Origin of the sequence: Halomonas sp. PAMB 3232, from assembly GCF_031954225.1 — a bacterium.
GTDB lineage: Bacteria > Pseudomonadota > Gammaproteobacteria > Pseudomonadales > Halomonadaceae > Vreelandella.
The window spans coordinates 810,524-824,381 of the sequence record NZ_CP134865.1; the positions used below are offsets into that span (position 1 = coordinate 810,524).

A 13,858-nucleotide genomic window follows, 5' to 3' on the forward strand; every position below is an offset into this window, starting at 1 on the left:
CGCCGGCAGGGAGGACACCGAGGAGTGTTGACACAGGATGTGGTGAAAGGAAGTGCTTGGAGCGGGCGGCCTACGGGCCGCCTTTTTTATGTGCCTTTTTATATGCCTGCCATGGGCATTGAGGCCGTTGTGATCCCGGACGACGCACTCTGCCGGGCGTTAGCGCGAATGCTATCGATGGTTATAAGAAAAATGCATTGTTATTCCTTTCGACGATTAATTACCATGTCGCGTCCGAGTTAGCAGGCTATCGTTTGGTCTGCTCGTTGTCCGGTGCATTCCGCACCGGCCTGGTTTCAAGGAGGCGACGACCATGCCCTGGTGGGTAGCGATAAACGTACTGATTTTTGCGCTGGCGATCGCACTGCTGGCGCGCTGGCAGCGCCGCGGCGCGAGCCTTTCTCGCGTGGTGTTGGTGGGGCTGATTATTGGTGTACTGCTGGGTGCTGCGTTGCAGGCGCTTTATGCCGACACCGCCACGCTCACCGGCACTATCGACTGGGTCAACCTGGTCGGCGGTGGCTACGTGCAGCTTCTCAAGATGATCATCATGCCGCTGGTGCTGGTGACGATTCTCTCGGCAGTCACCCGGCTTCACGACGCCAGCTCGCTTGGCAAGATCAGCGTTGGCGTGCTGGCCATGCTGATGATCACCACGGCGATTTCTGCGATCATCGGCATCGGCATGACCCAGCTGTTCGGGCTTTCCGCCGAAGGGCTCGTTCAGGGCGCGCGCGAGCTCGAGCGCGGCCAGGACATCATCGAGCGTAGCGCCCAGGTCGCGGATCTCACCGTGCCACAGCTGCTTTTATCCTTCATTCCCAGCAACCCGTTCCAGGACCTGGCCGGCGCGCGCCCGACCTCGATCATCAGCGTAGTGATTTTCGCGACCTTTCTGGGCATGGCGGCACTGGGCATCAAGCGCGAGAACGCGGTACTCGGCGACAGGTTGATCGACGGCATCGACGTGGTGCAGAAGTGGATCATGCGCCTGGTGCGCATGGTGATTCGCCTCACGCCCTACGGCGTCATGGCGCTGATGACCAAGGTGGTCGCGACGTCCGACATCGGCGACATTCTCGGCCTTCTGGGGTTCGTGGTGGCCTCCTATATCGGGCTTGGCCTGATTCTGGTGATGCACGCGCTGTTTCTCTCCGGCGCCGGAGTCAATCCGCTGCGCTACTTCCAGAAGGTGTGGCCGGTACTGACGTTCGCGTTCACCTCGCGCTCGAGTGCGGCGACCATTCCGCTCAACATCGAAGCCCAGGTCGACCGTATCGGCGTGCCGCCGGCGATCGCCAATTTCGCCGCCTCCTTTGGGGCCACCATCGGCCAGAACGGCTGCGCGGGGCTCTATCCGGCGATGCTCGCCATGATGATCGCGCCGACGGTGGGGATCGACCCGCTCTCGCTCGAGTTCCTGGCGACGCTGGTGCTGGTGGTGACGCTGGCCTCGTTCGGCATTGCCGGCGTCGGCGGCGGGGCGACCTTTGCGGCGATCATCGTGCTCTCGACGCTGGATCTGCCGATCGCACTGGCCGGTCTTCTGATCTCGATCGAGCCGCTGATCGACATGGGTCGCACGGCGATCAACGTCAACGGCTCCATGACCGCAGGCACCGTGACCAGCCGGCTGCTGGGCCAACACGACGGTGCGGTCTTCGCCGCGGAGTCCGACGAGCTGGGCACGCCGAAAGCCGCCTAGCGCGCTTTCAGGTCCAAAAAAAGCCACCTTCGGGTGGCTTTTTTCATTTGCAAGGGTAGGGCAGGGCTCAGCGTTCGAGCTTGTCCATTTTGCCGCTCTTGCCGTCCCACTCTTCGGCGTCCGGCAGCGGGTCTTTCTTTTCGTTGATATTGGGCCATACGTCGGCGAGCTCGGCGTTGATCTCGATGAAGGGTTCCTGGCCGCTTGGCAACTCGTCTTCAGAGAAGATCGCCTCGGCGGGGCACTCCGGCTCACACAGCGCGCAGTCGATGCACTCGTCGGGGTGGATCACCAGAAAGTTCGGGCCTTCATAGAAACAGTCGACCGGGCAGACTTCTACGCAGTCGGTATATTTGCACTGGATGCAGTTTTCGGTAACGACAAACGTCATCGGTTGGTTCCTCTTGCCTGGCCGCCGGCGGCCACGGTAGTCGTAAATGATTGCTAATCGTGAATGGTTATAAGCTAACCGCTTTTTATAAGCTAAAACGCATGCCGAGTATTCTAGAGGGGGTGCCGGGCTGCGGCAAGCGCGAACTGGCCCGTCAAAGAAGCGCCCGCCACTGATACATCAGGGCCAACGCCTCCCGCGGCGATAGATCGTCCACGTCGACGTTGGTAAGCGCCTCCACCACCGGGTGCGGAGCGCTGGCGAACAGATCGCTTTGAAGCGGCGCGCTGGCAGCCGGTGCCGGGCGCTGCTGCTCGTCGACGTCGCGCTGCTCGAGCATGGCAAGCTTCTCGCGGGCGCGATGGATCACCGCACCTGGCACGCCGGCCAGCTGGGCGACCTGCAGGCCGTAGCTCTGGCTTGCCGGCCCCGCCTCGATGCGGTGCATGAACACGATGCTGTCGCCGTGCTCGGTGGCGGTCAGGTGAATGTTCGCCACGCCCTCGGCCTGCTCCGGCAGGGCGGTCATCTCGAAGTAGTGGGTGGCGAAGAGCGTCAGCGCTTTGGTGCCCGCCAGCTGCTCGGCGCTCGCCCAGGCAAGCGACAGGCCGTCGAAGGTGCTGGTGCCGCGGCCGATCTCGTCCATCAGCACCAGACTCTGGTCGGTGGCGTTATGCAGGATATTGGCGGTTTCGGTCATCTCCACCATGAAAGTGGAGCGCCCGCCGGCGAGATCGTCGGAGGAGCCGATGCGGGTGAAGATGCGATCGAGCGGGCCGATCTCGGCCTGTGCGGCGGGCACGAAGCTGCCGCAGTGGGCGAGCAGCGCAATCAGCGCGGTCTGGCGCATGTAGGTCGATTTACCGCCCATGTTAGGGCCGGTGATGACCAGCATGTGCCGTTTGGGCGAAAGGTCGATGCCGTTGGGCACGAAAGGCGTTTGACTGACGTGCTCGACCACCGGGTGGCGCCCGGCGGTGACGTGAATGCCGGTTTCCTGGCTAAGCGTCGGGCGCACCCAGCCAAGCGCCTCGGCGCGCTCGGCGAAGGCGCACAGCACGTCGAGCTCGGAGAGCGCCTGGGAGGTCGCCTGGAGCGCGTGAAGATGGGCGTTGAGCTCGCCAAGAAGGCGCTCGTAGAGCCACTTTTCCCGCGACAGCGCCCGGGACTTTGCCGACAGCGCCTTGTCCTCGAACTCCTTGAGCTCGGGGATGATGAAGCGCTCGGCATTTTTCAGCGTCTGGCGGCGAATGTACTCCGCCGGCGCCTGCTGCGCCTGAGCGCGGGGCAGCTCGATGAAGTAGCCGTGCACCCGGTTATAGCCCACTTTCAGGTTCGAAAGCCCGGTGCGCTCGCGCTCGCGCCGCTCGAGCTCGACCAGATACTCGCCGGCGTTTTCCGCAAGCCCGCGGTGCTCGTCGAGATCATCATCGAAGCCTTCCGCGATCACGCCGCCGTCGCGAATCACCACCGGCGGGTTGGTGATGATCGCCCGGGTCAGGGTGTCCGCCATCTCCGGGTAGGGGCGAACGTGGGGCTTGAGCGCGTCGATGGCGCTGCCACTCTCCACCGCCTCTAACAGGCGCTGTAGTTCGGGTAAAGCGTTGAGCGCATCGCGAAGCCGGGCCAGATCCCGCGGGCGGGCGCTGTAGAGCGCTACGCGCGCCAGTATGCGCTCGATGTCGCCAAGCTCAGAAAGCGCCTCGCGAAGCTCCATATAGGCGGCGTCGAGGCTCAAAAGCGCGACGCCGGCCTGGCGGCCCTTAACCAGCTCGATCTGGCGCAGCGGGCGGTTGAGCCAGCGCTTCAAGAGCCGCGAGCCCATCGGCGTGGCGCAGGTATCGAGCACGCTCGCCAGCGTATTGTCGGTGCTGCCGGCAAGGTTGGTGTCGATCTCCAGGTTACGCCGGCTGGCACCGTCGATGACGACGGCGTCGTCGCGATTCTCGACAGTGATGGCGGTGACGTGGGGCAGGCGCGAGCGCTGGGTGTCGCGGGCGTAATCGACCAAAACGCCGGCAGCGATGAGCGCCGTGGAAAGGTGCGCGCAGCCGAAGCCGCGCAGATCCTGCACCTGAAACTGATCACACAGGCTCCGGTTGGCGCTGTCTAAATCGAACAGCCACTCGCCCTGGCGGCGCAGGCTGCGCTTTTGCGACCAGGCCTCCGGCAGCGTCAGGTTTTCAGGCACCAAAAGCTCCGCCGGCGCCAGGCGGGTCAGCTCGGCGAGCATCTCCGCTTCGCTTTCTACCTCGAGCACGTTGAAGCGCCCGCTGGAGAGTTCGAGCCAGGCAAGACCAAAGCGATCGCGGCCCGGGGCGAGCGCGACCAGGACGTTATCGCGTCGGGCGTCGAGCAGCGCCTCATCGTGCAGCGTGCCTGGGGTGACGATGCGCACCACCTGGCGCTCCACCGGGCCCTTGCTGGTCGCCGGGTCGCCGATCTGCTCGCAAATCGCCACGGACTCGCCGGCGGCGACCAGCCGAGCAAGATAGCCCTCGGCGCTATGGTAAGGGACGCCAGCCATGGGGATCGGCTTGCCGCCGCTTTGGCCGCGGGCGGTCAAGGTGATATCCAAAAGCGCCGCGGCGCGGCGGGCATCGTCGAAGAACAGCTCGTAAAAATCCCCCATCCGGTAGAAAAGCAGCACTTCCGGGTGGTCGCGTTTGATCTTCAGATACTGCGCCATCATGGGCGTATGCGCGGGGCTTTGTGACATGGACGTCCTGGCTTGGCGTGGCCCACGGCAAGGCCTGACCGTGGGCGGTGTTCGAGTTCCGTGTGTTGGTTCTATAGGCAACACAAACGCAGTATTCTACGCTGAACACAGCGCTGACATGAAGGAGTCTGCAAGGTGGCTGACGTATCCGGCTTGAAAAATCTCGATATGGCGCTGCTTGCCAAGCGCCTGGGCAAGCTCTGCGTGGCCCAGAACGTCACGCTGACCACGGCAGAGTCCTGCACCGGGGGCGGCATCGCCTCAATGATCACCTCGGCGGCGGGCAGCTCCGCCTATTTCGAAACCGGATTGGTGACCTACTCCAACGCGGCCAAGACCCGGCTTTTGGGCGTGGCCCAACAAACGCTCGACGCCCATGGTGCGGTGAGCGAGGCGGTGGTGAACGAGATGGTGCGCGGGGCGTGTCGTGAAAGCGGCGCACAGCTTGGCGTGGCGGTGAGCGGCGTGGCCGGGCCCGGCGGCGGCAGCGCGGAAAAGCCCGTGGGGCTCGTGTGGCTAAGTGTGGGCAGCGAGCGCGAACAGCGCGCCCAGCGCTTCATGTTTCCCGGCGACCGGCAAGCGGTGCGTGAGCAGGCGGTGCGCGAGGCGCTGATCGCGTTGATCCTGCGCCTTTCGCGCTAGCGCACTCGGGCAAAAAGCACTGCTGTCAGCGCTTTGAGAGCGAACTGATAGCCGGGGTGCTGCGGAAATAAATAGCGCGACAGGGATAGGTTTTGCGGCCAATATTTGGCATAATACTGGCTAATTATACAGGTTGTTACGAGGACGCTTTACATGGCTCAAGATGAAAACCGTACCAAAGCACTGAACGCCGCGCTCAGCCAGATCGATCGTCAGTTCGGCAAGGGCACCGTCATGCGTCTGGGCGATGCGCCGCGCGTGGTCATGCCGTCGGTATCGACCGGATCATTAGGACTCGACATCGCGCTCGGCATTGGCGGTCTGCCCTACGGGCGGGTCGTCGAAATCTTCGGCCCGGAGTCCTCGGGCAAGACCACGCTGACGCTGTCGGTCATCGCTCAGGCGCAGAAACAGGGCAAGGTGTGCGCGTTCGTGGACGCCGAGCACGCGCTCGACCCAAGCTACGCGGAAAAGCTCGGCATCAACCTGGATGACCTGCTGGTCTCCCAGCCGGACACCGGTGAACAGGCGCTCGAGATCACCGACATGCTGGTGCGCTCCGGCGGTGTCGACGTCATCATCATCGACTCCGTGGCGGCCCTCACCCCGCGCGCCGAGATCGAAGGCGAAATGGGCGACGCCCACGTGGGTCTGCAGGCGCGCTTGATGTCTCAGGCGCTGCGCAAGATCACCGGCAACATCAAGAACGCCAACTGCCTGGTCGTCTTCATCAACCAGATCCGCATGAAAATCGGCGTCATGTTCGGCAGCCCCGAAACCACCACCGGCGGTAACGCGCTGAAGTTCTACTCGAGCGTGCGTCTGGACATTCGCCGCACCGGCTCGGTGAAAACCGGCGACGAGGTCACCGGTAACGAAACCCGCGTGAAGGTCGTGAAGAACAAGGTCGCGCCGCCTTTCCGCCAGGCCGAGTTCCAGATTCTCTACGGCAAGGGCATCTACCACGCCGGCGAAGTGATCGATCTGGGCGTGCAGTGCAATCTGGTCGACAAGGCCGGCGCCTGGTACAGCTACAAGGGCAGCAAGATCGGTCAGGGCAAGGCCAATGCGTCCCAGTACCTGGAAGAGCATCCGGAAATCATGGAAGAGATCGAGAGCCAGATTCGCGATCAGCTGCTGGCCAAGGCCGAGCCCAAAAAAGAAGAAGAGGTCGCCGCTGCGGATGACGCGGACGGCGAAGATAGCCTGATCTAATCGTCCGTCCCTGCGGAGAGAGCCATGTTTGGCGCCGGTAACGCGACCCCGCGCGGGGTCGCCATCGATCTACTGGCCCGGCGCGAGTACTCCCGCGCCGAGCTCCATGAAAAGCTTGCGCAAAAGACGTTCGAGGAGGCCGATATCCTCGAATGCCTCGACGCCCTCGAGGAGCAGGGGCTTCAAAACGACGACCGCTTCAGCGAAAGTTTCGTACGCTCGCGGGTGCTGCGAGGCCAGGGGCCCATGCGCATCAAAATGGAGCTTGGTCGCCGTGGCATCAGAGGCGAGGCCCAAACGCAGGCGATTAACGCGGTCGCCGAGCAGGAGCGCATCGACTGGTTCGAACTGGCGGCTGAAACGCTACAGCGGCGCTTTCGCACGTCCGGGGCGCCTTCGGGCGAGCGTTTTGTGCCCCCCAAAGAGCGCGCCAAACGCGAGCGCTTTCTGGCTCAGCGCGGCTTCGACTTCGAGCAGATTCGCTACGCGCTCTCCACGCTTTCCGACTAAACCGCACCTGTAATTCCTTCACCCATCGCACTGCTTGTAAGACGCCAGCGCTTCGTGGCTTTAGTCGCGTGACAACTTCGTTATAATGGATGTTTTGCGGCTCCCAGGGTGGCGGCGATAGCGCCCCGGGGCATCACGCTTCATTGTCACGGAACCCCTATGAAAAGCGCAGCGATCAGGCAGGCCTTCCTCTCCTATTTCGAAGAGCACGGACACACCGTGGTTCCCACCAGCTCGCTGGTGCCCGGCAACGACCCAACGCTTTTGTTCACCAACGCCGGCATGGTGCCGTTCAAGGACGTTTTTCTGGGCCGCGACCCGCGCCCCTACGTGCGCGCCACCTCGGCCCAGCGCTGCGTGCGCGCCGGTGGCAAGCACAACGACCTGGACAACGTCGGTTACACCGCGCGCCACCACACGTTTTTCGAGATGCTGGGCAACTTCAGCTTCGGCGACTACTTCAAGCGTGATGCCATCCGCTTTGCCTGGACGTTTCTGACCGACACCCTGGGCCTTCCAAAGGAGAAGCTTTGGGTCACCGTGCATATCAGCGACGACGAGGCCGAAAAGATCTGGAAAGAGGAGATCGGCATCGACCCCGAGCGCTTCTCGCGTCTGGACGAGGACAATTTCTGGCAGATGGGCGATACCGGCCCGTGCGGGCCGAGCTCGGAAATATTTTTCGATCACGGCGCTGACGTTTGGGGCGGGCCGCCCGGAAGCCCGGAGGAAGACGGCGACCGCTACATCGAGATCTGGAACCTGGTCTTCATGCAGTTCGACCGTGACGCCGAGGGCACGTTGCATCCGCTGCCCAAGCCTTCGATCGACACCGGCATGGGGCTTGAGCGTGTTGCGGCGGTCATGCAGGGCGTGCACTCCAACTACGAGATCGACCTGTTCCAGAACCTGCTGAAAGCGGCCGCGCAGGCCACCGGCTCCCATGATCTCGAGGCACCGTCGCTTCGCGTCATCGCCGACCACATCCGTTCCTGCGCGTTCTTGATCGCCGACGGCGTGCTGCCCTCCAACGAAGGGCGCGGCTACGTCCTGCGCCGGATCATTCGCCGCGCGGTACGCCACGGCCACAAGCTTGGCGCCACGGGAACGTTCTTCCATGAGCTGGTCGAGGCGCTGGATGCGGAGATGGGCGACGCCTACCCGGAGCTTCGCGAGTCGAGCGCGCAGATCGCCCGAGTGCTGCTGAAAGAAGAGGAGCAGTTCGCCCGCACGCTGGATCATGGCATGGGGCTTCTGACCGAAGCGCTGGAGAATCTCGACGGCGACACGCTGCCCGGCGAGACCGTGTTCAAGCTCTACGACACCTACGGTTTCCCCTTCGATTTGACCGCGGACGTCTGCCGCGAGCGCGGCGTCACACTCGATGAAGCGGGTTTCCAGCGCGAGCTCGAGGCCCAGCGTGAGCGCGCCCGCGCGGCGAGCCAGTTCGGCGCCGACTACAGCGCCAACATCGAGCTCGAAGGCGCCACCGACTTCACCGGGTACGAGCTTTTAGCCGACGACGCCCAGGTGACGGCGCTACTCGATACCGAAGGCAACGCGCTGGCCGCGCTCGAGGCAGGGCAGAAGGGGATCGTGGTGCTGGATCGCACGCCGTTCTACGGCGAGTCCGGCGGCCAGGTGGGCGACACCGGCTACCTGCACGTCGACGGCGGGCGCTTTCAGGTCACCGATACCCAGAAGCAGAGCGGCCACCACCTGCACCAGGGCGTGATGGTCGAAGGCACGCTGAGCGTCGGTGTCCATGTACGTGGCGAGGTCGACACCGGCCTTCGCGCCGCCACGGTGCGCAACCACTCCGCCACCCACCTGCTGCACGAAGCGCTGCGCATCGTACTGGGCGACCACGTCCAGCAGAAGGGCTCGCTGGTCAACGCCGAGCGCCTGCGCTTCGATTTCAGCCATTTCGAGGCGCTGAGCGCCGAGCAGCTTTCCGAGGTCGAGCGGCTGGTCAACGAGCAGGTGCTGGCCAACGCTCCGACCCGCACCGAGCAGATGACGCTTTCCGAGGCGAAAGCCAAGGGCGCAGCGGCGCTGTTCGAGGCGAAATACGCCGACAGCGTGCGCGTGCTGACCATCGGAGCTGACGACTTCTCCATCGAGCTTTGCGGTGGCACCCACGTGGCGCGAAGCGGCGATATCGGCTGCTTCCATATCGTGAGTGAGGCGGGCACCGCCGCCGGCGTTCGTCGTATCGAGGCAATCACCGGCGAGAACGCGCTGGCCTACTTCCAGCAGCAGGAAGCCACGCTCGAGCGCCTGGGGGCGCGGCTCAAGGCCAAGCCCGAGCAGGTCGAGTCCCGCGTAGAGTCGCTGTTTGAGCGCAACCGCACGCTCGAAAAAGAGCTCGAGCAGCTCAAGGCGAAGCTTGCAAGCTCCGCCGGCAGTGACCTGCTTGGCCAGGTCCAAGAAGTAAGCGGCGTGAAGCTTCTGGCGACTCGGCTCGAAGGCGTTTCCGGCAAGGACCTTCGCGGCATGCTCGACCAGCTCAAGCAGAAGATCGGCTCCGGCGTGATCCTGTTGGCGGTCGCGGACCAGGCGGCGGGCAAGGTGAGCCTGATCGCCGGGGTGACCGACGATCTCACCGACCGCGTCAAGGCCGGCGAACTGGTCAACCACGTCGCCGCACAGGTCGGCGGCAAGGGGGGCGGGCGCGCGGACATGGCCCAAGCCGGCGGCAGCCAGCCCGAGGCGCTGCCCGGGGCGCTCGATAGCGTGCCGGCCTGGCTTGCAAACGCGCTCTAACTCAAAGGGCCGGTGGCGCTGCCATCGGCCCTTTTTATAGCGGTAGTCAGACTAGCGCATGTTTCCAACGCTAATTTCCCGCTAGTCTACTATTACTCTTTTACTCCGAACGCATAGGGAAAATGGCATATGGCACTATACGTACAAAAGTTCGGCGGTACGTCGGTCGGCTCCGTCGACCGGATCAAGGCCGTGGCGGAAAAGGTAAAAGGCTTTCGCGACCAGGGCCACCAGATCGTGGTGGTGGTCTCCGCCATGAGCGGCGAGACCAACCGCCTCACCGATATGGCCCACGCGCTCAACGAAGACCCGGCGCCGCGCGAAATGGACATGCTGCTCTCCACCGGCGAGCAGGTCACCATTTCACTGCTGGCGATGGCGCTGCAGCAGCTCGGCGTGTCGGCGACCTCGCACACCGGCGCCCAGGTGGGTATCCACACCGACAGCGCTTACACCAAGGCGCGCATTCAGCGCATCGAAACCGACGATCTCAAGACCGACCTCGACGAAGGCAAGGTCGTGGTCGTGGCGGGCTTTCAGGGCGTGGATGAAGAGGGCAACATCACGACCCTCGGTCGCGGCGGCTCGGACACCACCGGCGTGGCCCTGGCCGCGGCGCTCGGTGCCGACGAGTGCCAGATCTATACCGATGTCGACGGCGTCTACACCACCGACCCGCGCGTCTGCTCGAAGGCGCAGCGCCTTACGAGCATCACCGTCGAGGAGATGCTGGAGCTTGCAAGCCTGGGATCCAAGGTGCTGCAGATTCGCGCGGTGGAGTTCGCTGGCAAGTACAACGTTCCGCTTCGGGTGCTGTCCAGTTTCGAGGATGGCCCCGGTACCCTAATTGTTGCTGATTCTGACCAAGACGAGGATTCCATGGAAGAACCGCTGATCTCCGGTATCGCCTTTACCAAGAACGAAGCCAAGCTGACCCTTTTGCATACGCCAGACGTGCCGGGTGTCGCCTCACGCATTCTCGGCCCGATCGCCGACGCCAACATCGAAGTCGACATGATCGTGCAGAACGTGGCCCCCGCCGGCGACTACACCGACTTCACCTTCACCGTGGCCAAGGGCGACTACAAGGCGACCAAAAAGCTTCTGGAAGAGAGCGTGATTCCGGATCTGGGCGGCGGCGAGCTGCGCGGTGACGACAACATCGCCAAGGTCTCGCTGGTGGGTGTCGGCATGCGCTCTCACGCCGGCGTTGCCTCGAAGATGTTTCGTGTATTGGCCGATGAGAACGTCAATATCCGTATGGTCTCCACCTCGGAAATCAAGATTTCCGTGGTCATCGATGAAAAGCATATGGAACTGGCGGTGAACGCGCTACACAAGGCGTTCGGTTTGGACAGCACAAATATAGAATCTGAATAACATTTGTGCTCTAAACCTTCTACGCTAATAGGTAACTTGCTGCCAACGGTGGTGAGCTCACTTACAGCGAATGCTTAACGTGTCATGGAGCCAGAGGCAACAGTCGTTGGTGACTGGTGTCGCTTTGTCGCATAATAGCGACGGTGACGCCTCTGGCGGACACGGTTCGTTGTACAAACGTCTGAGAAGGAGATCAGCCATGCTCATCCTAACGCGCCGCGTAGGCGAAACGCTGATGATAGGTGATGAGATCACCGTCACAGTGTTGGGAGTAAAAGGTAATCAGGTCAGAATTGGTGTGAATGCTCCCAAGGATGTCGCCGTACATCGCGAAGAGATCTACCAGCGCATTCAGCGCGAGCGTGACACCGAAAGCGAACCTGAATAAATGGCGGCTTATCCCACGTCCACTAGAGGGCGTCTAAGCGCTAACATGAAGCCGGTGCGAAAAAATTTCTGCTTAAGTCTGGACAACCCAATGCATAATCGGTAATATTCGCGCCGTGCCGTTGAGGAGAGGTGGCCGAGTGGCTGAAGGCGCTCCCCTGCTAAGGGAGTATAGGGTTTATAGCCCTATCGAGGGTTCGAATCCCTCTCTCTCCGCCAACTGCCGAACTTGTTGAAAATCGTTTTACGTTTCGAAGTATTTTGGAATCGAGCGAGTTTTCATTGGATATGCGCCCGTAGCTCAGCTGGATAGAGTATCTGACTACGAATCAGAGGGTCGGAGGTTCGAATCCTCCCGGGCGCGCCATCCACAGGTTGTTTGATCGAATCGCGCGATTACATCCGTCGATTTGAATCGAGAAAGTAGCAGGACATTTTGTAAAGCGCCCGTAGCTCAGCTGGATAGAGTATCTGACTACGAATCAGAGGGTCGGAGGTTCGAATCCTCCCGGGCGCGCCAAATTCCAGGAAAACCCGTCTCTTTTGAGGCGGGTTTTCTGCGTCGGCGCCATGTAAACACGCCAGACGCGCCCCGCAGGCTGGTTCAGGAGGATGGAGCCTGTGCATGAGAGCTGCTCGCGCTCTCTGCGGTCGTTTAAAACGCCTGCCACGCTACGTGGTCAGGCGTTTTTTTTTGGCTAATGGCTAGGCGAGGGCGCACGCCCTGGGGGTTGGGGCGAGCTCGGCGAGCAGCACGTCGAGTTCGGTGATGCGCTTCAAGCGCTGAAAATGCTGGTTGGCCTCGGTGCTTGCCTGGCGCATCTGGGCCAGCCACTGCTTGACCAGCGACACGACCACGCGCTCGGGCAGCGCTTCGCGCTGGCGCCTTGCGTACTCGGCGATGACGCCTGCGCGCATCGCCCAGCTGGTTTCGGGCAGGCGCTCGCCGGTGTCCAGCCAGTGACGAATGCGCGGGGCAAGCCAGGGGTCCGCCAGCGCACTGCGCCCGAGCATCACGTCGCGACAGCCCGAAAGCGTGCGCGCCTTCCAGTAATCCTCCAGCGTCCAGATATCGCCATTGGCCACCACCGGGATCGAGAGCCGCTCGCGGATGCGCCCGATCCACTCCCAGTGCGCCGGCGGCCGATAGCCTTCGTCACGGGTGCGCCCGTGTACCACCAGCCTTGCGGCGCCACCCGCCTCGGCGGCCTGGCCGCAGGCTACCGCCAGGCGCCGATCGGAAAAGCCCAGACGAATCTTTGCCGTGACCGGGATGCGCCCCTCCAGGGCTTCGTGCACCGCGTTCACCGCGCGAAAGACCCGCTCCGGGCGGCGCAACAGCGAGGCGCCGCCGTCGTGGCGGTTGACGAGTTTGGCCGGGCAGCCAAAGTTCAGATCCATGCTGACCGCGCCCAGCTCGAGCGCCTGACGCGCGTTGGCAGCCAGCGCCACCGGGTCAGAACCCAGAAGCTGCAGGTGCACCGGCACGCCGCTGGGCGTGGCGACCGGCGGGTGCTCGAGCTCCGGGCAGTGCTTGTAGAACACTCGGGGTGGCAGGCGCGCATCCACCACGCGTACGAACTCGGTCACCGTCCAATCGAAGCCGCGCTCTCGGGTGAGCAAATCGCGGGTGAGAGCGTCGATGACACCCTCCATCGGCGCCAGGCCGATTTCCCCCTTTTGTAGTAAATTAACAACCATGACTTCCACTTTTGCGGCATTGCAATATATGCTGGATATGGCAGGTTAGAGGATTGTCCTTACTGCGCCAAGCGCCTTTGCAAAAGCCCGGCGCGCCAATCGATGGGATCATTCGGGAGAAAACCGTGCAAGAAGAAGAGCTGCTACAGGAAGGGCTGGCCCTGATGGGATTGGGGATGGGCTTTGTGTTTGTTTTTCTTACCATACTGGTGATCAGCGTAGTGCTGATGTCGGCGCTGATAACGCGCATGCAGCCCGCCGCCGAATCCACGCCAACGCGTGTCAAATCCAGCGCTGGCGCGACCCCGGCGGGTCAGGACGACGAGGTCGTGGCGGTCATCTCTGCCGCGGTGCATCGTTACCGCAGTTCGCGTACCCGATAGCGACACCGCTGACTAGCGAACTTTACAAAGATAAAGCGGCTTTTTTTGTTAAGTTTACT

At 62.7% G+C, this 13,858-nt stretch carries 11 protein-coding genes and 3 tRNA genes; 11 read left to right on the top strand and 3 right to left on the bottom strand.

Features of this window, described 5'->3' with window-relative positions:
* Window positions 1-313 precede the first annotated feature (313 nt).
* Window positions 314-1,705 (top strand): L-cystine transporter, encoded by a 1,392-nt coding sequence (locus tag RN346_RS03780; protein ID WP_263584905.1) that lies wholly within the window; start codon window positions 314-316, stop codon window positions 1,703-1,705.
* A gap of 67 nt (window positions 1,706-1,772) precedes the next feature.
* Here RN346_RS03780 and fdxA read toward each other — a convergent pair whose 3' ends face one another.
* Together fdxA and mutS are read right to left on the bottom strand one after the other, a co-directional pair.
* Window positions 1,773-2,096, bottom strand: a complete 324-nt coding sequence (fdxA, locus tag RN346_RS03785) for a ferredoxin FdxA (protein ID WP_263584904.1) — start codon at window positions 2,094-2,096, stop codon at window positions 1,773-1,775.
* A gap of 154 nt (window positions 2,097-2,250) precedes the next feature.
* On the bottom strand, window positions 2,251-4,815 hold the full coding sequence (mutS, locus tag RN346_RS03790) for a DNA mismatch repair protein MutS (RefSeq protein WP_311962169.1): 2,565 nt from the start codon (window positions 4,813-4,815) through the stop codon (window positions 2,251-2,253).
* Between the two features lie 168 nt (window positions 4,816-4,983).
* On the opposite strand from mutS, the gene RN346_RS03795 reads away from it, so the two are divergent.
* The 9 genes from RN346_RS03795 (at window position 4,984) to RN346_RS03835 (ending at window position 12,235) form a co-directional block, all read left to right on the top strand.
* Window positions 4,984-5,457, top strand: coding sequence for a CinA family protein (locus tag RN346_RS03795; protein ID WP_263587343.1), 474 nt, complete (start codon window positions 4,984-4,986; stop codon window positions 5,455-5,457).
* A gap of 153 nt (window positions 5,458-5,610) precedes the next feature.
* Window positions 5,611-6,672, top strand: coding sequence for a recombinase RecA (gene recA, locus RN346_RS03800; protein WP_252106854.1), 1,062 nt, complete (start codon window positions 5,611-5,613; stop codon window positions 6,670-6,672).
* Window positions 6,673-6,696: 24 nt separating this feature from the next.
* On the top strand, window positions 6,697-7,182 hold the full coding sequence (locus RN346_RS03805) for a regulatory protein RecX (protein WP_311962171.1): 486 nt from the start codon (window positions 6,697-6,699) through the stop codon (window positions 7,180-7,182).
* A 159-nt stretch (window positions 7,183-7,341) separates the two neighbouring features.
* Window positions 7,342-9,948, top strand: a complete 2,607-nt coding sequence (gene alaS, locus RN346_RS03810; protein ID WP_311962172.1) for an alanine--tRNA ligase — start codon at window positions 7,342-7,344, stop codon at window positions 9,946-9,948.
* 129 nt (window positions 9,949-10,077) lie between these two features.
* Window positions 10,078-11,328, top strand: a complete 1,251-nt coding sequence (locus tag RN346_RS03815; protein WP_311960251.1) for an aspartate kinase — start codon at window positions 10,078-10,080, stop codon at window positions 11,326-11,328.
* Window positions 11,329-11,527: 199 nt separating this feature from the next.
* Window positions 11,528-11,716, top strand: coding sequence for a carbon storage regulator CsrA (csrA, locus tag RN346_RS03820; RefSeq protein ID WP_252106858.1), 189 nt, complete (start codon window positions 11,528-11,530; stop codon window positions 11,714-11,716).
* A 125-nt stretch (window positions 11,717-11,841) separates the two neighbouring features.
* Window positions 11,842-11,934 (top strand) — tRNA-Ser (locus RN346_RS03825).
* Window positions 11,935-12,005: 71 nt separating this feature from the next.
* A tRNA-Arg gene (locus RN346_RS03830) sits at window positions 12,006-12,082 on the top strand.
* Window positions 12,083-12,158: 76 nt separating this feature from the next.
* Window positions 12,159-12,235 (top strand) — tRNA-Arg (locus RN346_RS03835).
* A 185-nt stretch (window positions 12,236-12,420) separates the two neighbouring features.
* On the opposite strand, the gene RN346_RS03840 is transcribed toward RN346_RS03835, so the two are convergent.
* Window positions 12,421-13,416, bottom strand: a complete 996-nt coding sequence (locus tag RN346_RS03840) for a tRNA-dihydrouridine synthase (protein WP_311962174.1) — start codon at window positions 13,414-13,416, stop codon at window positions 12,421-12,423.
* A 125-nt stretch (window positions 13,417-13,541) separates the two neighbouring features.
* On the opposite strand from RN346_RS03840, the gene RN346_RS03845 reads away from it, so the two are divergent.
* Window positions 13,542-13,799: an OadG family protein gene (locus tag RN346_RS03845; RefSeq protein ID WP_263584897.1), complete on the top strand. Its 258-nt coding sequence runs from the start codon at window positions 13,542-13,544 to the stop codon at window positions 13,797-13,799.
* Window positions 13,800-13,858: the final 59 nt, after the last annotated feature.

Excerpts from the sequence above, each read along its gene's own strand:
- RN346_RS03780 (WP_263584905.1), top strand. The coding sequence starts at position 314 with ATGCCCTGGTGGGTAGCGATAAACGTACTGATTTTTGCGCTGGCGATC.
- fdxA (WP_263584904.1), bottom strand. The coding sequence starts at position 2,096 with ATGACGTTTGTCGTTACCGAAAACTGCATCCAGTGCAAATATACCGAC.
- mutS (WP_311962169.1), bottom strand. The coding sequence starts at position 4,815 with ATGTCACAAAGCCCCGCGCATACGCCCATGATGGCGCAGTATCTGAAG.
- RN346_RS03795 (WP_263587343.1), top strand. The coding sequence starts at position 4,984 with ATGGCGCTGCTTGCCAAGCGCCTGGGCAAGCTCTGCGTGGCCCAGAAC.
- recA (WP_252106854.1), top strand. The coding sequence starts at position 5,611 with ATGGCTCAAGATGAAAACCGTACCAAAGCACTGAACGCCGCGCTCAGC.
- RN346_RS03805 (WP_311962171.1), top strand. The coding sequence starts at position 6,697 with ATGTTTGGCGCCGGTAACGCGACCCCGCGCGGGGTCGCCATCGATCTA.
- alaS (WP_311962172.1), top strand. The coding sequence starts at position 7,342 with ATGAAAAGCGCAGCGATCAGGCAGGCCTTCCTCTCCTATTTCGAAGAG.
- RN346_RS03815 (WP_311960251.1), top strand. The coding sequence starts at position 10,078 with ATGGCACTATACGTACAAAAGTTCGGCGGTACGTCGGTCGGCTCCGTC.
- csrA (WP_252106858.1), top strand. The coding sequence starts at position 11,528 with ATGCTCATCCTAACGCGCCGCGTAGGCGAAACGCTGATGATAGGTGAT.
- RN346_RS03840 (WP_311962174.1), bottom strand. The coding sequence starts at position 13,416 with ATGGTTGTTAATTTACTACAAAAGGGGGAAATCGGCCTGGCGCCGATG.